The organism is Microbacterium sp. ACRRU, from assembly GCF_022346945.1.
Lineage (GTDB): Bacteria > Actinomycetota > Actinomycetes > Actinomycetales > Microbacteriaceae > Microbacterium > Microbacterium mcarthurae.
In genome coordinates this window covers 1-20723 of sequence record NZ_JAKRNI010000040.1, presented here as the reverse complement: position 1 = coordinate 20723, position 20723 = coordinate 1, and the positions used below count along the sequence as shown (strand labels likewise).

Annotated in this window: 21 protein-coding genes and 1 pseudogene; 6 read left to right on the top strand and 16 right to left on the bottom strand. The window is 69.3% G+C overall.

The features are described from left to right. Positions 1-191: 191 nt before the first annotated feature. From MHY30_RS13725 to MHY30_RS13680, 10 genes are all read right to left on the bottom strand, one after another. Positions 192-416 carry a hypothetical protein gene (locus MHY30_RS13725; protein ID WP_239277625.1) on the bottom strand — a complete coding sequence of 75 codons (225 nt, stop codon included), beginning with the start codon at positions 414-416 and terminating at the stop codon, positions 192-194. Positions 417-636: 220 nt separating this feature from the next. After that, the gene (locus tag MHY30_RS13720) at positions 637-1095 is read right to left on the bottom strand and encodes an SRPBCC family protein (protein WP_239277623.1); all 459 of its coding nucleotides are present in this window, start codon (positions 1093-1095) and stop codon (positions 637-639) included. Positions 1096-1220: 125 nt separating this feature from the next. After that, the gene (locus MHY30_RS13715) at positions 1221-4028 is read right to left on the bottom strand and encodes an FAD-binding and (Fe-S)-binding domain-containing protein (RefSeq protein ID WP_239277621.1); all 2808 of its coding nucleotides are present in this window, start codon (positions 4026-4028) and stop codon (positions 1221-1223) included. Further along, positions 4025-4804, bottom strand: a complete 780-nt coding sequence (locus MHY30_RS13710; protein WP_239277618.1) for a glucosamine-6-phosphate deaminase — start codon at positions 4802-4804, stop codon at positions 4025-4027. The genes MHY30_RS13715 and MHY30_RS13710 overlap by 4 nt, the downstream gene beginning before the upstream one ends. Continuing rightward, a complete protein-coding gene (locus MHY30_RS13705; protein ID WP_239277615.1) occupies positions 4804-5652 on the bottom strand; it encodes a carbohydrate ABC transporter permease in 849 nt (282 codons plus the stop codon). The genes MHY30_RS13710 and MHY30_RS13705 overlap by 1 nt, the downstream gene beginning before the upstream one ends. After that, a complete protein-coding gene (locus tag MHY30_RS13700; RefSeq protein WP_239277613.1) occupies positions 5649-6593 on the bottom strand; it encodes a carbohydrate ABC transporter permease in 945 nt (314 codons plus the stop codon). The genes MHY30_RS13705 and MHY30_RS13700 overlap by 4 nt, the downstream gene beginning before the upstream one ends. A gap of 13 nt (positions 6594-6606) precedes the next feature. After that, positions 6607-7923 (bottom strand): ABC transporter substrate-binding protein, encoded by a 1317-nt coding sequence (locus tag MHY30_RS13695; protein ID WP_239277611.1) that lies wholly within the window; start codon positions 7921-7923, stop codon positions 6607-6609. Between the two features lie 43 nt (positions 7924-7966). Continuing rightward, positions 7967-8659 (bottom strand): PIG-L deacetylase family protein, encoded by a 693-nt coding sequence (locus MHY30_RS13690; RefSeq protein WP_239277609.1) that lies wholly within the window; start codon positions 8657-8659, stop codon positions 7967-7969. A gap of 16 nt (positions 8660-8675) precedes the next feature. Then, on the bottom strand, positions 8676-9641 hold the full coding sequence (locus MHY30_RS13685; protein WP_239277606.1) for a GNAT family N-acetyltransferase: 966 nt from the start codon (positions 9639-9641) through the stop codon (positions 8676-8678). Between the two features lie 121 nt (positions 9642-9762). Beyond that, complete coding sequence (locus MHY30_RS13680) at positions 9763-10623, bottom strand: MurR/RpiR family transcriptional regulator (protein ID WP_239277602.1); 861 nt, start codon at positions 10621-10623, stop codon at positions 9763-9765. Between the two features lie 145 nt (positions 10624-10768). On the opposite strand from MHY30_RS13680, the gene MHY30_RS13675 reads away from it, so the two are divergent. Genes MHY30_RS13675 through MHY30_RS13665 form a run of 3 tightly spaced genes read left to right on the top strand, consistent with a single transcriptional unit; the run spans position 10769 to position 13791 of the window. Continuing rightward, positions 10769-11674: an N-acetylglucosamine kinase gene (locus MHY30_RS13675; protein ID WP_239277600.1), complete on the top strand. Its 906-nt coding sequence runs from the start codon at positions 10769-10771 to the stop codon at positions 11672-11674. 19 nt (positions 11675-11693) lie between these two features. Then, the gene (gene murQ / locus MHY30_RS13670; RefSeq protein WP_239277598.1) at positions 11694-12611 is read left to right on the top strand and encodes an N-acetylmuramic acid 6-phosphate etherase; all 918 of its coding nucleotides are present in this window, start codon (positions 11694-11696) and stop codon (positions 12609-12611) included. Positions 12612-12621: 10 nt separating this feature from the next. Beyond that, entirely contained in the window at positions 12622-13791 is a 1170-nt protein-coding gene (locus MHY30_RS13665; protein ID WP_239277596.1) for an N-acetylglucosamine-6-phosphate deacetylase, read from the top strand. Positions 13792-14012: 221 nt separating this feature from the next. Here MHY30_RS13665 and MHY30_RS13660 read toward each other — a convergent pair. Then, a pseudogene (locus tag MHY30_RS13660) lies at positions 14013-15187 on the bottom strand (IS3 family transposase). Between the two features lie 111 nt (positions 15188-15298). Here MHY30_RS13660 and MHY30_RS13655 point away from each other — a divergent pair. After that, positions 15299-15730 (top strand): hypothetical protein, encoded by a 432-nt coding sequence (locus tag MHY30_RS13655; RefSeq protein WP_239277595.1) that lies wholly within the window; start codon positions 15299-15301, stop codon positions 15728-15730. 298 nt (positions 15731-16028) lie between these two features. Here MHY30_RS13655 and MHY30_RS13650 read toward each other — a convergent pair whose 3' ends face one another. Genes MHY30_RS13650 through MHY30_RS13630 form a run of 5 tightly spaced genes read right to left on the bottom strand, consistent with a single transcriptional unit; the run spans position 16029 to position 18195 of the window. After that, positions 16029-16292: a hypothetical protein gene (locus MHY30_RS13650; RefSeq protein WP_239277594.1), complete on the bottom strand. Its 264-nt coding sequence runs from the start codon at positions 16290-16292 to the stop codon at positions 16029-16031. Continuing rightward, positions 16289-17182 (bottom strand): hypothetical protein, encoded by an 894-nt coding sequence (locus MHY30_RS13645; protein ID WP_239277593.1) that lies wholly within the window; start codon positions 17180-17182, stop codon positions 16289-16291. Before MHY30_RS13645 ends, MHY30_RS13650 begins: the two co-directional genes overlap by 4 nt. A 5-nt stretch (positions 17183-17187) precedes the next feature. Beyond that, the gene (locus MHY30_RS13640) at positions 17188-17658 is read right to left on the bottom strand and encodes a hypothetical protein (protein WP_239277592.1); all 471 of its coding nucleotides are present in this window, start codon (positions 17656-17658) and stop codon (positions 17188-17190) included. Beyond that, a complete protein-coding gene (locus tag MHY30_RS13635) occupies positions 17655-17975 on the bottom strand; it encodes a glutaredoxin family protein (protein WP_239277591.1) in 321 nt (106 codons plus the stop codon). Before MHY30_RS13635 ends, MHY30_RS13640 begins: the two co-directional genes overlap by 4 nt. Beyond that, a complete protein-coding gene (locus tag MHY30_RS13630) occupies positions 17965-18195 on the bottom strand; it encodes an AlpA family transcriptional regulator (protein ID WP_239277590.1) in 231 nt (76 codons plus the stop codon). The genes MHY30_RS13635 and MHY30_RS13630 overlap by 11 nt, the downstream gene beginning before the upstream one ends. 125 nt (positions 18196-18320) lie before the next feature. Between MHY30_RS13630 and MHY30_RS13625 the strand changes: the two genes are divergently transcribed. Together MHY30_RS13625 and MHY30_RS13620 are read left to right on the top strand one after the other, a co-directional pair. Next, positions 18321-18908, top strand: coding sequence for a hypothetical protein (locus MHY30_RS13625; protein WP_239277589.1), 588 nt, complete (start codon positions 18321-18323; stop codon positions 18906-18908). Continuing rightward, positions 18901-19992, top strand: a complete 1092-nt coding sequence (locus MHY30_RS13620; RefSeq protein ID WP_239277588.1) for a site-specific integrase — start codon at positions 18901-18903, stop codon at positions 19990-19992. The genes MHY30_RS13625 and MHY30_RS13620 overlap by 8 nt, the downstream gene beginning before the upstream one ends. Positions 19993-20723: the final 731 nt, after the last annotated feature.

Below are 20723 nucleotides of genomic sequence, written 5' to 3'. Positions count from 1 at the left end.
GCCCGCCTCCTGCCAATTCGGGCAATCCTCGATATGCAGCACCTGGATCTTCACACGCCCATTCTCCCGCGCAACTCGCGGCGGCTGGCCACCCCGCACCTTCTTGATCAACACGCCCTAGCCGGAAGACGGAACGGGGGCGGATGCCGATCGCATCCGCCCCCGTTCTGCGTCTTCGGGCAGAGAGCGGCTCAGACGTGCTGCACGGCCGACATCCGCCCCCGCCGCACGTACCGGCCCGGGTAGTGTGCCTCGTCCTCGAGCTCCTCGACCAGGTCGAGGGTCCGAGAGAGCGCGTCCTGCATGGCGTCGATCGCCGTGACCAGCATCGCCGTGTCCTGAGTGCGCTTGGTCTCCTCGACGATTCCGAAGACGAGACTGAGCTCGCGACGAATGGGGTAGATCCTGGCGTCCATGCGCTCAAGTCTGTCGAGGGCCGCGGAGCACGGCAGCCCGGACACACCGTGAATAATCGCGGGCGCGGTCCGTGCGTGGCGTCGTGGCGAGCGGAGGAACGAACGCGAGCGGAGGACCGGAACGGCCGTCCGCATCCTCCGCTCGCGTAATCCCCTCCGCTCAGCGCGGGTCAACGCCGCTCGGCGCAACTCAACGCCGGTCAGCGCCACTCAGCGCGGCTCAGCGCGGGACGTCGCCGCGCCATCCCTCGGTGCCCGCCGCGGGCACCTCCTCGATGAGCTTCTTGAAGTTCTCGAGGTCCTTCTTGATGGCGTGGTCGTCGACGCCCACGAGCGCCCCGACCTTCTCGAGGAGCCCCGTCGGCTCCCAGTCGAGCTGCACGGTCACGCGCGTCTCGGTGTCGCTGATCTCGTGGAACGTCACCACGCCGGCGTGGTTCTCCTCGCCACCGATGCTGTTCCAGGCGATCCGCTCCTCAGGGTGCTGCTCCGTGATCTCGGCGTCGAACTCGCGCTCGGCGCCTCCGATCTTCACCTTCCAGTGCGTGTGCGTGTCGTCGGTCTGCGTGATCGACTCCACGAAGCTCATGAAGCGCGGGAACTGTTCGAACAGCGTCCACTGGTTGTACACCGCGGCGATCGGGGCCTTCACGTCCACGGTCTCGATGATGCGTGCCATTGCTCTGGCCTTCCCTTCGATGTCCGGTCGGATGCGGACCCCGCATCCGTGCCCCTAGTACACGCGACCGGGCCCCGGGATCCCGGGGCGTTGCGCAACGGCGGACGACAGCGTAAGAGAGGGCGCTACGCCCGCGTCGCCTCTTCGAGCAGCTCCAGCACATGCCGGTAGGACTCACCGGTCGCCCGCGTCATGCCGATCTCGCAGGTGCGGTTGCAGGACGCGTGTGCCTGTGCACCGAGCGCGGCGACCTCCGCCGCCTCCCGCGCGGTGGCCGACGCGGTCAGCTCCGGATGCAGCATCCCCCGGTCCCCCGCGAAGCCGCAGCAACTCCAGTCCGTGGGCACATCGACGGTGACCGCCGCGGCCTCCGCGATCGTCACCAGGTCAGGGTCGAGTCCCATCTGCCGCGACGAGCACGTCGGATGCAGCACGAGCGACGCGACCGGAGCGGTCACCGACAACCGCGGCAGCAGCTCCCGCCGGGCGAACGCCACGGCGTCCTCCACCCGCATCCCCTCGGCACGGAGCATGCGCTCGAAACCCTCGCTGCAAGTGGCCGCGTCACTGATGACCGGCAGCTCGCCGCCGCGCGATGCCTCCCGCACGCGCTCGACCACGCGGCGGGACATGACGTCGTACCCGCCGGCATACCCCTTCGACGACCAGGGCGTCCCGCAGCACATCGACTCGACGCCCTCCGGAACGACCACCGCGACACCGGCACGTTCGAGCAGCCGCCGGAAGGCGACCGCCACGCCGTCGCCGCCGTCCGCCGCGCCGAACATGCTGTTCACGCACGCGGGTACGTACACGGCGATCGGGTCCCCTTCGCCGCCGCCGACGACGCCCGTCGCCCCGCGGCGTGCCGCCCCGCCACCGGGGAGATCCGCGCTGTACCTCGGGACCGTGTCCTCGCCCAGCACCGCGCGGGCAGCGGCGGTCACACCGGTGACGAGCGGCGCGGGTACCGCCTTGGCCGCCGACAGCGCCACCGCCCCGGCACGGGTGGCGGCGCCCCATCCGGATGCCGCCGCCTTCCAGCCCGCGGCCAGCACCGGGTTCCCATCCTCACGGCGCAGTCGCTTCACCAGCGACCCCGTGTTGATCAGCACGGGGCACGCCGTCTGGCACATCCCGTCGACCGCACAGGTCTGCACGCCGGCGTAGTCGTAGTCGCGCTCCAGCTGCGCCACCGCCGAGGAGTCCCCGGCCTGTCGCGCCCGCTCGATGCCACGGCGAACGACGATGCGCTGCCGAGGCGTCAACGTCAGGTCCCGGCTCGGACAGACCGGCTCGCAGTAGCCGCACTCGACGCAGCGGTCGATCTCCTCCTCGACCGGCGGGGCCAGCTTGATGCTGCGGATGTGCGCATCCGGGTCGTCGTCGATCACGACGCCCGGGTTCAGCACGCGCGCCGGATCGCACAGCCGCTTGATCTCGCACATCACGTCGTACAGCTCGTCGCCGTACTGACGACGCACGTACGGCGCCATCGCCCGCCCGGTCCCGTGCTCCGCCTTGAGGTTCCCCCCGGCCGCGAGCACGAGGTCGACCATGTCCTCGGTGAAGCCGAGGTAGCGCCCGATGGCCGGCTCACCCTCGAAGCGGTCCGTGAGCATGAAGTGGATGTTGCCGTCCTTCGCGTGGCCGAAGATCACGCTGTCCGCGTAGCCGTACCGGTCGAACAGCTCCTGCAGCCCCTCGCACGCCTCGGCGAGCGCCGGGACGGGGACCGCGACGTCTTCCAGCAGCGCCGTCGTCCCGCTCGGACGGGCGCCCGCCACCGACGCGTACAGCCCCTTGCGGAAGGACCACGCCGCTTTCCGTGCGGCGGCGTCCGTGGCCAGGGGTGCCGGCGTGCGCAGCGGAGCCTCCGCGAGCACGCGGGAACCCGCCGCGGACAGGACCCGCAACTCCTCGTCGGTGCGCGCGTGGTACTCAACCAGCAGGGCGGCGTGGTCCTCGACCTCGAACCCGAGGATCTCCGCCGGCGCCCCCGGGAGTCGCTGTCCGACCCGGAGCGAGGTCGCGTCCATGAGTTCCAGCGTCGCCGCGCCGGTCGCGGTGAGACCGGGAAGGGCGACGGTCGCCGCCTGCAGCGACGGGAAGACGGCGAGCGCCGTCGTGACCTCGGGCGCGATCGGGACGGTCCGGAACGTGGCCTCCGCCACGAACGCCAGCGTCCCCTCGGATCCGATCACGAGGTGCAGGAGCAGCTCGACGGGCGCGTCGAAGTCGAGGAAGGCGTTGACCCCGTAGCCCATCGTGTTCTTCAGCGCGAAGTGCTTCCGGATCACCGCGACCGAGTGCGGATCCTGTCGCACGCGGTCGCAGAGCCGCAGGAGCCCGGCGACCAGCTCCGGTTCCCGCGCACGTAGGCGGGCTTCCGCATCCGGAGCGGCCGTGTCGAGGATCGTGCCGGAGGGCAGGACCAGCACGGCGGATTCCAGCGTGCGGTAGGTGTTCTGCTCCGTGCCGCACGCCATGCCGCTGGAGTTGTTGGCCACGACGCCGCCGATCGTGCACGCCGCCTCGCTGGCCGGGTCCGGCCCGAGCCGGAAGCCGTACGGGGCGAGATGCGCGTTCACCTGTCGCACCGTCGCGCCCGACTGCACGCGCACTCGCTCCCCGCCGGAGAGCACCTCGACGTCGCGGAACCGCTGCCGCACGTCGATCATGAGGCCGTCGCCGCTGCCCTGGCCGGACAGGCTGGTCCCGCCGGAGCGCAGCGTGACCGGCATCCCCTCCCGCGCCGCCGCGCAGAGCAGTCCGCCGACCTCGGCGGCATCCGCGGCGACCACCACGGCCTGCGGCGTCAGCAGGAAGTGCGAGCCGTCGCCCGCGTAAGCGACGCGGTCGATGAGCCGGGTCTTGATGCGCGACGCCTCCGCAACCGCGGCCGCGATCGCGGGAGGGAGTCCGGCGTTCACCAGCCCTGCCACTCCGGCTTGAACCGCGCAACGTCGCGGTAGTAGTCCGCGTGGGCGAGCCCGCTCGCGGCATCCTCGTCGAGGATGACGGTGACGTGCGGATGCAGCTGCACGATCGACCCGGGGATACTCGCCGAGAGCGGGCCCTCGAGCGCCGCCGCGACCGCCTGCGCCTTCTGCGCGCCGAACGCGAGGAGCAGCAGGTGGCGCGCATCGCGGATGGTGCCGAGCCCCTGCGTGACGCAGTGCCGGGGCACGTCGTCGATCGAGTCGAAGAACCGGGCGTTGTCGCGCCGGGTCTGCTCCGTCAGCGTCTTCACCCGCGTGCGCGAGGCGAGCGAGGAGCCGGGCTCGTTGAACCCCACATGGCCGTCGCTGCCGATGCCGAGGATCTGCAGCCCGACCCCGCCCGCCGCGGCGATCTCCGCCTCGTACCGCTCCCCCGCGTGGGGCAGCGACGCGGCGTCGGCCGGCGGCACGTGCACGTGCTGCGGATCGAGGCCGAGCGGCTCGACGATCTCCCGGCGGAGCACCTCACGGTACGACTCCGGGTGGCCGGCGGGCAGTCCGACGTACTCGTCGAGGGCGAACGCACGCAGCCGCGACAGGTCCCGTCCGCCTCTCGTGCGCGCCAGCTCGCGGTACAGCGGCTCCGGGGTCGACCCCGTCGCCACCCCGAGCACCGGCTCGGGGACGCCGTCGAGGTACTCCCACACGACCCGCGCTGCCAGCTCGCCCGCGGCATCCCGATCAGCGACGATGAGGATCTCCGCCATCAGCCCTTCACCCCGCTCGAAGCGATCCCCTGCACGAACACGCGCTGGGAGATGAGGAACACGATGAGGGTCGGCAGCGACGCGATCAGCGCGCCGGCGATCACGACGTTCTGGTAGTCGAAGCTCATCGTGTACGACATGAGCCGGTTCAGCGTGAGCACCACCGGGTACATCGCCTCGGTGCGCAGGATCGTGAGCGGCCACAGGAAGTTGTTCCACGAGAACACGAACATGAACACCGCGAGCGTCACGACGGCAGGCTTGATCAGCGGCACCACGAACTGCCAGACGATGCGGAACTCGCTCGCCCCGTCCAGGCGCGCGGCTTCGATGAGCTCGTCCGGGACGTCCATGATGAACTGCCGCATGAGGAAGATCCCGAACGCGTTCGCCAGCCAGGGCAGCAGCACCCCGATGTACGAGTCCGACAGCCCCATCGAGTTCACGAGGTAGTACAGCGGCACGAGCGTGACGATGGGCGGCAGGAACATCGTCGCGACGATGCCCCAGAACATCAGGTTCTTCCCGCGGAACCGGTACTTCGCGAACACGTAGCCCGCGAGGATGCTGGTGATCAGTACCGAGATCGTGGCACCGCCTGCGATGATGACGCTGTTCATCATGGACTGGGCGAACGGCACCTGGGTCAGTGCCGCGTTCACCTGGTCGAACGTCGGCGACGCCGGGAACCACGTCGGCGGGATCGTCACGAACTCGGCGGGCGTTTTGAACGCCGAGATCACCAGCCAGTACAGCGGGAACAGCGGCACCAGGGCCACCACCGCGAGCAGCAGGTACAGCAGCGCGCGCTGGGCGAGCGTGCGGGGATGGGTGCGGAGGCGGCTCATCGCTTCCTCGCCTTCGAGATGGCGTTCAGGACCACGCCGACCAGCACGATCAGCATGAACAGCGAGACGGCGAGCGCGCTGGCGTCGCCGGCCTGCCCGTACTGGAACGCCGAACGCTGGATCTCGAACGAGACCACGTTGGTCGACCCGGCGGGACCGCCCTGGGTCAGCAGGTAGATCGGGTCGAACACCTGGATGGAGTTGATGATGGTCATCAGGACCACGAACACGAGCGAACCGCTCAGCATCGGGATGGTGATGGACCGGGTCTGGCGCACGATCCCGGCGCCGTCGACCTTGGCGGCCTCGTACAGCTCCTCGGGGATCTGGGTGAGGCCAGCGACCAGCAGGATGACGTAGTAGCCGAGCATCTGCCAGACGTTGAAGATGACGAGGGAGACCAGCGCCCAGGACGGGTCGCTGAGCCAGCCGGGGGGCGTGATCCCGATCGCCTGGATCATGGCGCTCAGCGGGCCGTAGCCGGGAGCGTAGATGTTGCTCCAGATGATCACGATCGCGATCGTCGGGATCACGTACGTGGCGAAGAGGATGACGCGCACGATGTTGCGCCCGCGCAGCCGCGGGAAGTACAGCAGCATGGCGATGAGGAACGCCAGCGGCACGGTGATCACGACGCTCAGCAGCACGTACACGCCGGTGTTGGCGATCGCCTGGACGCGCGCGCTGTCGCTCAGCAAGCGGGCGTAGTTGTCGAGCCCGACGAAGTCCATCTCGGTGATCGGGGTGAACATCGACCAGCGGTGGAAGCTGATGACGATGGTCATGATCATCGGGACGACCGTAAACAGGCCGATGATGAGCACCGTGGGACTCAGGAAGATCGCCGCGGTGATCCCGCGGTGCGCCTTGTCCGTCCGGCGGCGACGTGGCCGGGGGAGGCCCGAGATCGGGCCTCCCCCGGCTGTTGACGTGAGGTTCACGGGTTCCTTTTCGTCAGCGTGCAGCGGTGAGCGCGGCGTCGACGTCCGCGGTCGCCGTCTTCATGGCGGTCGCCGCGTCCACCTGCCCGTTCAGCAGCGCCTCGATCTGACGCTGCAGCGCGTCGGCACCGGCGCTGGCGCCCAGGACGGTCGGGAACGGCGTGGCGGTCTCCATCGCGGCGACGTAGGAGCTCAGGAAGTCGGACCCGAGTGCCTCGGCGTGCGCCTCGACGTCGGACAGCCGGCTGGGCAGTATGCCCATCGAGATGAGCATGTCACCCATCGCCGAGGAGCCGTTCTCGCCCGAGTCCGGGCCGTTCAGCCAGCTGAGGAACTTCCAGGCGGCCGCCTGCTTCTCGTCGGAGGCGTTGCCGTTGACGATCGTGTCCCACGAGTACGAGATCGAGCTGGACACGTCGCCGCTCGGCCCGACCGGGATCGGCGCCGTGGCGACGTTCGCGAAGTCATCCCCCATGGCGTCCTTGAGGGAGCTCTCCCACCAGTTCGCCATGATGATCATGCCGGTCTTGCCGTTGACGAAGTTGTCGAGGTACGGACCGGTGGTGTTGGCGTTCGCGCCCGACATCGCCGGGTTCGTCGCACCCGCATCCACGAGCTGCTGGTACAGCTCGGCGGTCTCGAGGGCCTCTGGGCTCTCCAGGTCGGCGGCGTCGCCGGCCTCGTTCAGGAAGCTGCCGCCGTTGGAGGCGAGCAGCGACAGGAAGGGGTGCACGGCGCCGGAGTTCCAGCTCGTGATGAACCCGATCCCCTGACGTCCATCGCCGGTCGCGGTGATCGCGTCGGCGGCGGTCAACAGCTCGTCCCAGGTGGCGGGCGGAGCGGCGATGCCGGCCTCTTCGAACAGCGCGGTGTTGTAGTTCAACTGGTACAGGTCGACCTCGTTCGGGATGCCGTACAGGGCTCCCTCCTGGGTCGCGGCGTTGACCACACCGGACGGCCAGTTGTCGGTGACGTCCTTGGCGACGTCGCTCGGCGCCTCGGCGGCGAGACCGTCGCGAGCGAGCTCCGGCAGCCAGGCGTCGTAGATGCCGGCGATCGTCGGGCCGTCGGCGGACGCGCCCTGCGTGCGCAGCGTCGAGAGCAGGTTCGCGAACGGCACGGCCTGAACCTCGACGGTGATGTCCGGGTTCTCCTCCGTGAAGGCCGCGGCGGCGTCCTCGAGCATGGTGACCTGCTCCGGACCCCAGTGGGTCAGGAACGTCACTTTGGTGGATCCGTCATCGGATCCTCCCGAGCCCGAGCAGCCGGTGGCGACGAGCGCGACCGAGGCCGCGACACCGAGGCCTGCAAGCAGCGTGTGCTTCTTCATGGTTTACCTTCCAGATGCGATTGCGGTTGTGTTCGAGGGGAGATCAGGGACCGGCGAGGGCGAAGCGCTCGTGCCCGGCGGACTTGAAGGCGGCGGCGCGCTGGTGACCGACGAGGCATCCCTTGACCTGCATCAGCGCGGAGTAGTAGTCGATGAAGCGGAAACCGTAGGTCTCCCCGCGCGCGAACGCGTGACGCTCGATCCCGGCACGCCACCGCTCGTACGCCTCGTCCGGGATCTCGTAGAACGTGTCGGCCTCGAAGCCCTCCATGTCCTCCCAGTTCTCCGCGTGCAGGATGACCGGCACGGAGTGACGCTCGGCGTCGATCTCCTCGATCGGGATGGACGCGAGGAACGCGGCCCGGATGGCGGCCTGCGCCGCCCGCTCGTGGTCGCGGTGCATCGAGTGCAGCCAGTGCGTGATGAGGATGTCGGGCTTGGCCTCGCGGATGACCTCGGCGATCTGCTCCGCGACGGCCTCGTCGTCGGGCAGGAAGCCGTCCGAGTAGTCCAGGGTGACGAGTTCCGCACCGATCGTGTCGGCGAAGAAGCGGGCCTCCTCGAGCTTCTGCTCGCGGTAGACGCTGGGCGCGATCGTGGGGTGGCCGCGCTCACCGTAGGTGCAGTCCACGATGATCGCGCGCCCGCCCTCGAGCACCACCTTGGCCAGGGTGGGTCCGGCGGTCAGCTCCATGTCGCCGATGTGTCCACCGACGGCGATGACGGTCTTACTCATGGATGGGGTTCCCTTCTCAGGAGATGTCGGCGCGCAGGATGGTGAAGGTGCGCGTGATCTCGAAGCCGGTCTTCACATAGAGGTTCGAGGCCGCCGAGCCCTCGTCCGCCCACAGGAACCACGCGGCGTGCGCCTGGGTCGCGGCCATGCGCTCCAGGGTCAGGTGCAGCAGCAACCGGCCGAGGCCCGTGCCGCGGCTCTCGGGGAGCACCCCGAACGGACCGAAACGGTCGATCACGTTCTCGTAGGTGCCGTGCATGGCCCAGCCGATCACGCGTCCCTCGGGGTTGCGGGCGACCATGATGCGCTCCAGCGGCAATCCGGAGACGATCCCCTCCCGGATGGCGCGCGCCCAGTCGGAGTTGAACTCACGCCCGGCCAGTTCGATCAGCGGCACGATGTCCTCGTCGCGCAGGGTGCCGAGGTACCAGCCCTCGGCGCGCAGCTCCGCGGCACGCACCCGCTCGCTCTCCGGCAGCCGGTAGCCGCGCAGCGACATCTCCATCGAGCTCGGGCGCTCGATGGTCTCGAAACCCAGCGAGGAGAGCAGCGCGGCGGCCTCCGGATACCGGTCGGCGTCGAGCCCGGGCAGCACGTAGTTCGGCGTGTAGCTGGAGAAGACGACCTCCGCGGCGCCCTGGGCGCGCAGCCATTCGATCCCGCTCGTGAGCAGCGCCCGGCCGAGTCCGCGACCCCGTGCATCGGGCGTGACGAAGAAGAAGGGGATCCAGCCGCGGCCGCGCTCGAGGTCGTCCCCGTCGTGGGCCACGCGCCGGCGCACGACGTAGGCGGCACCGACGACCTCGCCGTCACGGTCGGCGACGAACAGTCCCGCCGGGTCGAAGTTGCGGTCGAGCAGGATGAGGTCCCGGAACCGGGTCTCGGTGATCGGGTCCTGCGGGGCCGCCGCCGTCCAGGCTGCGGCGATGCGGGCACCATCGCCGGGCTGGAACGTCCGCAGCTGCACCGTCGCGTCCATCATCCGGTTCCTCCTCGACTTCGAGAGCCGTAAGCCTACGGCACTGAGTTTCATTATGCAGTCTTCTTGTGGAGCATTGTTACACATGACGGCACAGCGATGTGCGCGGTGCCGCAGGGCGGACTCAGACGCCCCGTGCGCCCCGGGTGACCTCACGGGTGCGGCGCAGCGCGTCCACGGTGTAGTGGTAGCGGCGCTGCGCGATCCCGGCGAACAGGCAGTCGACCAGCGCGAGCTGCGCGATCCGGCTCACCATGGCGCCCGCCCGGAACGTCGTCTCCCGCGCCCGGGTGTAGAGCACCTCGTCCGCGGCGTTCGCGATGGCGGAACCGGGCACCCCGGTGAGGGCCACCGTGAACGCGCCGTTCTCCGCGGCGATCCGCAGGAACTCCAGGGTGTCCTTGGTCTCCCCCAGGTGCGAGATCCCCATCGCCACCACGCCGCTCACCGGCAGCGCCGCCGCCGCCCAGGCTTCGTGCGGGTCGGAGAGCACGAATGCGTCCCGCCCGATGCGGAAGAGCTTGTGCTGCAGGTCCTCGGCAACGAACTGGCTGGCCCCGACCCCGTAGAGCAGGATCCGGCTGGCGTTCTCGAACCGGCCCACGACCCGCTCGAGCACCTCGAAGTCGAGGGAGCCGATCGTCTCGTCGATCGCCATGAGCTCGAGGGAGGAGATCTTCCGCGCGATCTCCTGCAGCGAGTCCCCGGGCGAGACGTCCGCGCCGTAGGCGGCGGGCATGCCGAACTGCGCGGATTCCTTGCCGAGCTCGGTGGCCAGCGCCACGCGCAGCTGGGCGTAGCCGGCCATCCCGATGGCCTGGCAGAAGCGCACGACCGAGGCGACCGAGGTGCCGCACTCCGCAGCCAGATCGTTGATCGTGCTCTCCAGGACGATCGTCGGACGGTCCCGGATCGTCTCCGCGATGCGCCTCAAGGAGGGCGACAACGACCCGACGGCCGCTTCGATGGTCGACTGAATGCTCATTCGCGCTCCCGGCGTCATCTGATCACTCGTCCCAGTATGGTCTCGCCGATGCACGTCGCCCACTCCACCCATCCGTAGATGAAACTATGTTTCGGTCAGATTACCGGATGCGTATACTTCTTTCAGTTCGTGCAGAAGGAGAACCATGAGCACTGAGGACGCCATCGTCTGCGTCGACCTCGGCAAGACGCGGTGCCGCGTCACCGTCTGGGGGCCGGACGGACGCATCTCCGGCGCGGACGGACCCGGTCTGCCCGGCCTCGCCGTCCCGGGCGCCCCCGAGCGCACCGCCGCGGCCCTGAGCAGCCTGGTCGCCGGGCTCTCCCCCACCGTCGTGCCGACGTCCTTCGGCATCGGTGCCGCAGGCGCACTGTCCGCCCCTGAGGGGGCCGCCGATCTCGCGGACCGGCTCGCGCGCACGTTCGACGCTCCGGTCGCGGTGGCGTCGGACATCGTGACGGCGCACGTAGGCGCCTTCGACGGGGCCGCCGGGGTCTGTCTGGTCGCGGGTACGGGCGCCGTCGCGCTGGCGGTCGCCCCCGACGGCCGCACTTCCCGGCGCGACGGCCGCGGGCTGCTCGCCGGCGACGTCGGCTCCGGAGCGTGGATCGGCCGCGCCGGGTTCCGCGCCGCGGAGATGGCCGCCGCCGGCGCCGCGGAACCCACCACCCTGAGCACGCTGATCGACACGGGCGACGCCGCCGTCGCCCGCCTCACCGCCGCTCCGTCCGACGCCGCGTTCCTCGCGCGGCACGCCCCCGCCGTGCTCTCCGCGGCCGAGGCCGGCGACGCGACGGCCCAGCGGATCGTCGACGAGGCCGTCGAGGAGCTCGCCGCCACCGCCCTGGCGGCGGCGCTGCCCCCCGATCAGCGCACCGTCAGCATCCTGGGCGGCCTGACCGGATCGGACTGGTTCCGCCACCGCCTCACCGCCGCCCTCGCGGCCCGTGACCTGACCACGCGTGCCCCCGCGGGCACCGCCCTCGATGGCGCGCGCATCATCGCGACGCTCCGCGACCTACCTCTGGAGGGGTTCATCCACCGTGCCTGATTCTTCCCACACGACTCGGATGAACGAGTTGATCGACGAGCTCGCCGCGCTCACGACCGAAGCCGCCCGCGACTCCGTCGACCTCGACACGCTCGACACGCTGGAGCTGGTCACCCTGATGAACCAGGGCGACCAGAGCGTCCCGGTCGCCGTCGCGCAGCACGCCGCCGTCATCGCCCGCGCGGTCGACGCCATCGTCGAGCGGTTCCGCCGGGGTGGCCGGCTCGTCTATCTCGGCGCCGGGACGGCGGGCCGGATCGGGGTACTGGACGCCTCCGAGTGCCCGCCCACGTTCGGCACCCCGCCGGAGATGGTCCGTGGCCTCATCGCCGGAGGTCCCACCGCGCTCCTCACGGCCGTGGAGAACGCGGAGGACGACGACACCGCCGCGGCCGCGGAGCTCACCGGACTCGGTCTCACCGATGCCGACGTGGTCGTGGGCATCTCCGCATCCGGCCGCACCCCCTATGTCCTGGGCGGCCTCCGCCACGCGCGGGAGCACGGCGCGCTCACGATCGCCGTCGCGCAGAACACCGATTCCGCGATCGGGCGGATCGCCGAGATCCCGATCGAGGTCGTCGTCGGCCCCGAGTTCGTCGCCGGCTCCACACGGCTGAAGTCCGGCACCGCGCAGAAGCTCATCCTCAACATGCTGAGCACGCTCGCCATGGTGCGCCTCGGGAAGACCTACCGCGGCATCATGGTGGACCTCGTCGCCACGAACGAGAAGCTCCGCGCCCGCTCCGTACGCACCGTCATGACCGTGACCGGCGTGACGGCCGACGAGGCCGAGTCCGCGCTGGATGCCGCCGAGGGCCACGTGAAGGAGGCGATCCTCGCCGTCCTGACCGGGATCGCCCCGGCGGAGGCCGGTCGACGCCTCGAGGAGGCCGGAGGTCTTCTGCGCGTGGCCGTGGAGCGCGCCCCGTCCGCGTGAGCGAGCGCCCGTGAACACCCTCATCCACTCGGTCCGGGTGGTCTCCGCCCTCCCCGCCGCCCCGGCGATCGACCTGGCGGACGGATGGGTCCACCTCGCCGGCGGGCGTGTGCGCGCTGTCGGCACCGGCGACGCCTGGCGCCACGTCCGAGATGAGGACACCCGTGTCGTCGACGGCACCGCCGAAGCCGGCCCCGGCGCGATGCTCACCCCGGGGCTCGTGGACATCCACAACCACGGTGGTGCCGGCTGTTCGTTCGACGACGGTCTCGATGCCGTCGCGGCGGCCGCAGCGGCGCACCGGGCGGACGGGACGACACGGCTCGTGGCCTCGCTCGTCAGCGCGCCGGTGGCGCTCCTGCGCGACCAGCTGGCGACCATCGCGCTCGCCCGCCGACGGCTCCCCGGGATCCTCGGCGCGCATCTGGAGGGTCCGTTCCTCAGCCCGCTGCACGCCGGCGCGCACGCCCCGGAGGCCCTCGTCCGGCCGACGCCGGAGCTGATCGATGCGCTCCTGGCGACGGGGGTGGTCCGCCAGGTGACGATCGCCCCGGAGCTGGAGGGCGCGCAGGCGGCGATCGCCAGGATCGTCGCGCAGGGCACGGTCGTCGCGATCGGCCACACGCACAGCGACGCCGCGACCGCACGGGCGGCGATCGACGCGGGGGCGATGCTCGTCACGCATGCCTTCAACGCCATGCTTCCGCTGCACCACCGCGCACCCGGGGTCGTGGGCGTCGCGCTTGCGGATCCCCGAGTGATGCTCGAGGCCATCCCCGACGGAGTCCATCTGCACGACGACGTCCTCGGGCTCCTCCTGCGGGCCGCGCCCGATCGGGTCGCCCTCGTCACGGACGCCATGGCCGCGGCCACCTGCGGCGACGGCGCCTATCAGTTGGGCGGGCAGGAGGTGGAGGTGCGCGACGGCGTCGCGCGCCTCCGGGAATCCGACACGATCGCCGGTTCCACCCTCACCCTCGCGGCCGGTATCCGGCACGCGACCGCAGCGGGCATCCCCCTGCCCCAGGCCGTCGCGGCGGCGACGTTCCTTCCGGCGCGGGCGCTGCGCGCGCCGTCGGTGGGCGCGTTCACTCCGGGGTTCATCGCCGACGCCGTGCTCTGGGACGGGTCGCTGAACGTCCGGGAGGTCTGGCAGGACGGACATTCCGGGAAGGGATAAACGGCTCTTCGGACTTCCGGTGGGGGTGAGGCTCGCCGGGTGAGTTCGGGCGGGTAGGGGTCGAGGTCCCCGAAGATCAGTAGCGCCAACTGCTGCTCCAACCGAGGACCTCGACGTGTCTCACCATAGTTCGGGGTGCGCTGATGCGCGCTCTGCCGCTTGCCCGTGTTCGGGTCTGTCGGAAAGTTGGGCGTGAGGAACGAACTGGTGACAGGTTCGGTTTAGGCCGCGAGTGTGAGCGGCTCGGCTAGCTTGGCTTCGAACTCGATGGGCGTCAAGCCGCCGAGGGTGTCCTGGGCTCGCTGGCGGTGGTACTTCCGTTCGATCCAGACCACGATGGCCAGCCGCAGCTCCTGCCGGCTCGTCCACCGCTGCTGGTTGAGCACGTTCGTCTGCAGTAGTGACCAGAACGATTCCATGGCCGCGTTGTCCCCCGCGGCGCCGACGCGTCCCATCGATCCGACCATGTCGTGCCGGCGCAGTTCGCGGGCCATGGCCCGGCTGCGGAACTGGCTGCCCCTGTCGGCGTGCAGGATGCATCCGGCGACCTCACCGCGGCGGGCCACGGCGTTTCGGACGGCGTCGACGGCGAGTTTCGCGGTCATCCGGTCCGAGATCGAGTACCCGACGATCCGGTTGGAGAACACGTCTTTGATCGCGCAGCAGTAGAGCTTGCCTTCGCTCGTCCAGTGCTCCGTGATATCCGTGAGCCACAGCCGGTTGGGCGCGTCGGCGCGGAACACGCGCTGGACGTGGTCGTCGAACACGGGCGGCCCGGCCTTCTTCCCCTTCCCACGTCGCCGGCGCTGCGCGGATGAGAGAAGCCCGGCCTGCGAGCACAGCTTCCACGCCGTCCGCCGGCTCATTCGCCACCCCGCTCGCCGGGCTTCGTCGGCGAGGTATCGGTAGCCGAACGTCGGGTCATCATGGTGCGCGTCATGCAGCGCGTTGATCCGATACGCGCGGAGCACATCGGCGTCCCGGACCGGGTCGTTTCGCCACCGGTAGTAGGGCTGTCTTGCGAGCTTGAGGACCCGACGACACCGTCACGGGAATCCCCGCGTCGGCGAGCTCAGATACGAGCGGGTACGTCATTTTGGGGAGCCACCGAGCCGCAGGTTCGCCTGGACAGATACGCCGCCGCACGACGAAGCACTTCGTTCTCCTGCTCGAGGAGGCGGATCCGCTTCTTCAACTCCCGAGCCTCGGCAGCATCGGCGGCAGTCTGACCGGGACGGTTGCCGTCCTCGACATCGGCCTGGCGGAGCCAGTTCTGCAGCGTCGCTTCGCTGATACCGAAGTCAGTGGCGATCTGCTTGATGGTGACGCCGCTCTCACGACGCCGAGCGACCGCGACAACGTCCTCGCGGAACTCTCTGGGATAGGGACCGGGCATGATGACATCCTCCCCGCCAGCGCCTCCCGGCACTAACGATCAGTTGTCACCGATCCGTTCCTCACGCCCGACCGTATTGAGGCCGCGGAGTTCGTCGACGACCGCGTGATTGTGTCCACGAGCTATGGGCTCAATGCCGAGATCGAGAGGAGCGGCGAGATCGGCAGGCTATGGAACACCCGATCTTCGTTCCACCCCCTCGGCCGCATCGACGGTGCCGTGCTCGGGTTCGCGGACGGTCACTTCCTGAAAGTCGCCGACACCGCCCTCGTGCGATCCGGAGACCGGTCGCCCGTGAAGCTCGAAACCACTCCGGCGCCCGGCGCGGATCCAACCTCGGTCTTGATGACAGCCATTGGTGATCCGCTCGCGGGAGCGGGCTGGGTCGCGACGATCGCCGACAGGACACTGACCGTTGCTTCGCAGGATGACTGGTCATCTACCGCGTACGAGCTTCCGTCGGCGCCGCGAGCGGTCGTCGTGCTCAGCGGCGCGCTTCGAATCCACACCAACACCCAGCACGCGTTGATCCCTCTGCCCTAGTTACAACAGAGCGGGAATCGTCTCGTCAGGATCCCGAGGTTCACCGATCCTCTCCTGACCCAGCGACTGCTTCCGGATCGGTCCGTCGGAGTCAATGTGCAACTCGACAGGACGAGTCCACAGCTCCTGACCGCTCCTCCCCGATCCTTCTGGCAGTGGCTCACAACGCGACCGGAGGCGTGCGCAGTGCCGAGCCCGAGGATTACCGGACTGAGCGGAGCGAGGGAGGATATGCCGCAGGGCCGGAACGGAGCGCGCCGTAGGTCGCTACGATCGGCCGCCAGGAAGGACCGAACCCTCACTCCCCCGAGATCTCGGCCAGCTTCTGGATGAACGGCCGACGGTCGGCGAGCGGCTCGGTGATCAGCATTCGGATGACGCTGCGGAACATCTGCAAGTCGGGTTGGGGGAGGCGCTTCTCCAGCGGCACGGTGCACCACGCGACGTCTTCCTCGACGTCGTAGCCGGGCTCCCTGTCGGACTTGCCCGGGTAGTACGTGAACGCGCAGATGGCGACGCGATAGAGCACCTTCTCGGCGCGATTGCGGTCGATAGTGGTCATCGGTTCAGTCCTGTCGTCCCGCTCTGCTGGAGCATCGGATGCGGCGCCGCGGGGTCCAGATGGTGCGGGCGGCGAGGCTGCTCGCGGTGGCGCAGACGATCGTTGACCTGCTTCGCGATGGCTTCCATGCGGACCTCCTCAAGCTCTTCGGGTGTCAGGCGCGGCTTCGGCTTGGGACCAGGCGTCCCTCGTCCAAGCTCCTTCTGCAGCCGCGCCAGCTCCTGCTTCTGTTCTGCCAGCGTGTACGTCGCGCGGGCCTTGAGGCAATCCCGCTTCCACTCCGCCCACAGCTCGGGAGGCGTCTCGATGCTCTTCTTGGCGACCGAGAGCTCCGGCTTCGTCCAGACGCGTGAGAAGAAGGCATCCGCCGCGGCTCGGTTCTGTTCCCGCTCGTCTCGCGGCACACGGTGCATCCGCCGCGCGGGCAACCCGGCCGCACGGCGCCGCTTCTCGCGATCGCGCCAGGCGCGGCTCGCGGCGTTCTGCTTCTCCTTGTTGCGCGCGTAGTACTCGCGCCGCCGTGCCCGCTGCTCTTCGGCATGCTCGGCGTAGTACTCGCGGCGCCGCTCGCGATGCTTCTCGGGGTCCTCGCGGTACTTGTCGCGGAGCCGCGCGTTGACCTCGTCCTTGTGCTTGTCACGCCAGCGCTGGTTCCGCTCGCGCTTGCCCTCTCGGTAGGCGTCGGGGTCCTTCGCCCGCTGCTCGGCACGATACTGACGCTGGTACTCGAGGTACTCCTCGCGGTGCTTGGCGTAGTACTCCCGCGCGTACTCGCGGCGGGCTTCCTTCCGCTGCTTCTGCCGATCGTGCAGGGCGGCGCGCGCATGGGCGATCTGCAGGCGGAGGTCTTCGCTCTCTCGCTCGAAGCGCTCGGTGTCGTCGTCGGTCACGATAATCACCTCGCCAGTGAGGAGTCGGCTGGTTGCGGCATCCAGATGCCGTCGAGCAGTGAGTCAGCGGGAGCGAATCGATCGCGGATGCTGCGCGGCGGCGCGAGCGGGAAGCGACGGTCGGCCTCGGAAGCCGAGCGCTTGCCCTTCGGAAAGTACTCGTGGAACAGCCGGCATCCCGGGTCGGCGGCGACCCAGTGGCAGCGGACGCCCCACCACACGGTGAGGTCGAGCTCCGCTTCGTCGGCCGACTGTGCCCAGACGCCGGCGACGTGTCCGTCGACAAGCTGGGCCGTGTGCCAGTCTCGGTCGCCAGGCTCGACACCCCGGACGGCAAGTGTGGCCTCGATCATTTCGCGACGGATGCGGCAGTCCTCGTCGGTCGCGCGCTCACCACGGATCGGTGCCGCGTCACGGATCCGCTCCCCCGCCTCGGCAAGGCTTTCGCCGGCGACCGGCTCGATTCGCGACGTCATGGCCGGCTCCCGAGGTGCGCGGCGACTCGCTTCAGCTCGCCCGGCTGGAAGCCCGACCAGTGGTCGTGCTCATCGACGACCACGACGGGTGCGCCGGTGTATCCGAGGTCGCCGGTGACGTACTCGCGGGCGGCGCGATTCTCGTCGCGCGTGATGTCGCATTCGACGAACGGGATGCCGAGCTCGGCGAGCACCTTCGCGGTGAGCGCGCACTGCACACAGGCGCTCCCCGCTGTGTACACAGTCACGACGGGTACTTCGGATGCGGCATCCCGAACCGAACCGCTCTCAATGGCAATGGCGAGATCAGTAGTCATCGCTCGTGCCCTCACGGGTCCCGGCGTCGACCCACTCGTCGACCTCGTCAGCCGCGTACAGGACGATGCGGCCGAGCTTGCGGTAGCGCGGTCCCTTGCCCTCATGACGCCACATCGCGAGGGTGCCCGTCGTGATGCCCGGCAGCTGGTCCGCGACCTGCTGCGGGCTCAGGTATCTGTGCTTCAGCTCGACCGGAGTCGTGTCGATCTTCGTTGCCACGGTACACCTCCGTTGCGTTATCCAAACCGTGTTTGACATAAGTACACAACTAAGCGGTATGCTCTGTCAAGAGGTTCCTGCGATGCGCGTTCGCGGTAATGCAAGATGAGGAGGTGAGAATCGACGTGACCACTCCCGAGGGCACACCGATGACGGCGGATGCTGCGACCGAGCCGGTCGGGTCCGCACTGCGCATCGCCCCCGCGTTCGTCGCAACGACGACGAACGACGAGACGGGAATCGAGACGACGCTCGAGGCGCAGTACTCCCCGGACGATGGCCGCTACATCGTGACCACGATCGTGAGCCGCGCTGTGCGGCCCGACTTCGACCAGCGCGCGCTCCGCCACACGGCGGCGCAGTCCATCGTGCAGGCGGCCGTGCCGCATTGCATCGCGCTCCGACTGGATGCCGGCGAGGAAAGCGAGTGGACGACGGTCGCCGACCTCACGACGGGCGAGGGTCGCATCATCCCGCAGTGGATGGCATCCGCTGTCGTGAAGCGCGGGATGAAGGACGAGCGCATGGAGGTGATCGAGATCCTCTACGGCGCCGCGGCGCTTGCCGACCTACCCCCGACGAAGGCGGTGCAAGTCGAGCTCGATGTGCCACATCGCACGGCATCCGATTGGATCGCGAAGGCGCGCGCGGCGGGTCGCCTCAAGGGCATGAACTACACGCAGGGCCGGCCACGTCGAACGGACGATGCCTAAGCGCACGACCCGGAACGTCTACTCCTACGACTCGGTGAAGCACGGCACGCTCTGGCGCGCCCGCTACGTCTCGCCAAGCAATCGGGTGGTCGAGAAGCGCGGCTTCCTGACCAAGGCCGAGGCGGAGGCCTGGCTCACCACAGAGAAGTCCAAGCTGATCACCGGCGACTGGACGGACCCCCGCAAGGCAGCCGTGACGGTCGGCTCGTTGGCGCCGGCGTGGCTCGAGATCAAGCGGCGGACGCTGAAGCCGTCGGCGTACCGGCCGCTCGAGACGAGCTGGCGGCTTCACGTCGCTCCACGTTGGGAGAACGTTCCACTGCGGCGCGTGGTCAACGGCGACGTCGCCGCGTGGCTGAGCGAGATCGATCGTTCACCGTCGATCGTGCACCGCGCGTACGGCGTGCTCAACGGCATCCTGAAGCAGGCAGTGAAGGACGGGCGACTGTCGAGGAACCCCGCCACCGGGGTGGACTCGCTACCGCGTCGCCGCACCCGACGGATGCGCCGGTACCTCACGCAGGACGAGCTGCGTCGTGTCGCGGACGCGAGCGGCTCGCATCGATCCCTCGTGCTCACGCTCGGCTACTGCGGCCTGCGCTGGGGCGAAGCGGTCGCGCTGAAGGTCGCTGATGTCGATCTCGAGCGCCGCCGCATCACGGTGCACCGGTCGGCCGTCGAGGTGCACGGCCAACTCCACATCAGCACCCCCAAGACGGATGCCGGCACCCGGCTCGTGCCGCTCCCTGCGATCGTGGTCGACGCGCTGCGGCCGGAGCTGTCGGGGCGTCGACCGAGCGCACTCGTCTTCCCGGGCCCGACCGGCGACTACATGCGGCGCGTGCGTGCGTCGGCGGGCTCGAAGTCGTGGTGGAAGACTGCGCTCGCGACGGCTGGCGTCGAGACGATGGTGCTTCACGATCTGCGGCACACCGCCGCATCGATCGCGGTGAACGCCGGCGGCAACGTCAAGTCGGTGCAGCGGATGCTGGGGCATGCGTCGGCTGCGATGACGCTCGATCGGTATGCCGATCTGTTCGACGACGGGCTGGATCGGCTGCTCGATCAGATCGACGGGGCATGAGAGACACGCGTCCGCGAAAGGGCTCCATTCGGCAGAACACGGCGCAGCTCACCTTGCCTCGTGATGATGTCGGCCATGATGGACGAGTGTCGTCGCGCCGCGCACTGCCTACGTGGCAGGGAGTAGTGCGCGTGGGTCTCATCGCTACGATCCTTGTCAGCTCGATCGCTGCCGCCTGGATGCTCCGGGCAACATTCGAGCATGCCTCAGTCACCCCGAACATCGTCCTGATAGGCGTTGAGCTTGAAGGCCCCGACGCGCGCGTCGAGTATGTCGCATTCAGTCGGGACGAGTCAGGCGGTACCAGTCTGCGCCTCGCGGCAAGCGGAACCAGCTCGTTGGGAGCATCGATCTTCGGGCCGAGGTCCGGCGATCCAGGCGGTCTCGAGGCGATCAAGACAGGGGCTGACCTTCCTCCATGCCAGGCAAGCGTCGGGACATGTAAGACGCTCACTCAGCTGGACGGCAACGAGCCAATCTTCCTCCTGCAGGCCGAATACGCGGCTCGGGGAGCTCAAGAGGGGGAAGATCCCAACTTCTTCGTGATTGACGTCGACATCCCTGCATGGCGAGGGACCGGGTACGTTGTCGGCGAGTCTGCTGCGTACCTGTGGGCCGCCCCCTTCATTCGGTCCGGTCGCTGTGCGAGTCGTCGGTTTCCAGTTGATGGGTGCATTGCCGAGCGTAGTCGACCGGTGCGAGGTATCCGAGCGATGAGTGCCGGCGGTCAT

What these genes read in the sequence shown, in the direction of transcription:
- MHY30_RS13725 (WP_239277625.1), bottom strand. Translation starts at nt 416, where the DNA reads ATGGACGCCAGGATCTACCCCATTCGTCGCGAGCTCAGTCTCGTCTTC.
- MHY30_RS13720 (WP_239277623.1), bottom strand. Translation starts at nt 1,095, where the DNA reads ATGGCACGCATCATCGAGACCGTGGACGTGAAGGCCCCGATCGCCGCG.
- MHY30_RS13710 (WP_239277618.1), bottom strand. Translation starts at nt 4,804, where the DNA reads ATGGCGGAGATCCTCATCGTCGCTGATCGGGATGCCGCGGGCGAGCTG.
- MHY30_RS13705 (WP_239277615.1), bottom strand. Translation starts at nt 5,652, where the DNA reads ATGAGCCGCCTCCGCACCCATCCCCGCACGCTCGCCCAGCGCGCGCTG.
- MHY30_RS13695 (WP_239277611.1), bottom strand. Translation starts at nt 7,923, where the DNA reads ATGAAGAAGCACACGCTGCTTGCAGGCCTCGGTGTCGCGGCCTCGGTC.
- MHY30_RS13690 (WP_239277609.1), bottom strand. Translation starts at nt 8,659, where the DNA reads ATGAGTAAGACCGTCATCGCCGTCGGTGGACACATCGGCGACATGGAG.
- MHY30_RS13685 (WP_239277606.1), bottom strand. Translation starts at nt 9,641, where the DNA reads ATGATGGACGCGACGGTGCAGCTGCGGACGTTCCAGCCCGGCGATGGT.
- MHY30_RS13680 (WP_239277602.1), bottom strand. Translation starts at nt 10,623, where the DNA reads ATGAGCATTCAGTCGACCATCGAAGCGGCCGTCGGGTCGTTGTCGCCC.
- MHY30_RS13675 (WP_239277600.1), top strand. Translation starts at nt 10,769, where the DNA reads ATGAGCACTGAGGACGCCATCGTCTGCGTCGACCTCGGCAAGACGCGG.
- murQ (WP_239277598.1), top strand. Translation starts at nt 11,694, where the DNA reads ATGAACGAGTTGATCGACGAGCTCGCCGCGCTCACGACCGAAGCCGCC.
- MHY30_RS13650 (WP_239277594.1), bottom strand. Translation starts at nt 16,292, where the DNA reads ATGACCACTATCGACCGCAATCGCGCCGAGAAGGTGCTCTATCGCGTC.
- MHY30_RS13640 (WP_239277592.1), bottom strand. Translation starts at nt 17,658, where the DNA reads ATGACGTCGCGAATCGAGCCGGTCGCCGGCGAAAGCCTTGCCGAGGCG.
- MHY30_RS13635 (WP_239277591.1), bottom strand. Translation starts at nt 17,975, where the DNA reads ATGACTACTGATCTCGCCATTGCCATTGAGAGCGGTTCGGTTCGGGAT.
- MHY30_RS13620 (WP_239277588.1), top strand. Translation starts at nt 18,901, where the DNA reads ATGCCTAAGCGCACGACCCGGAACGTCTACTCCTACGACTCGGTGAAG.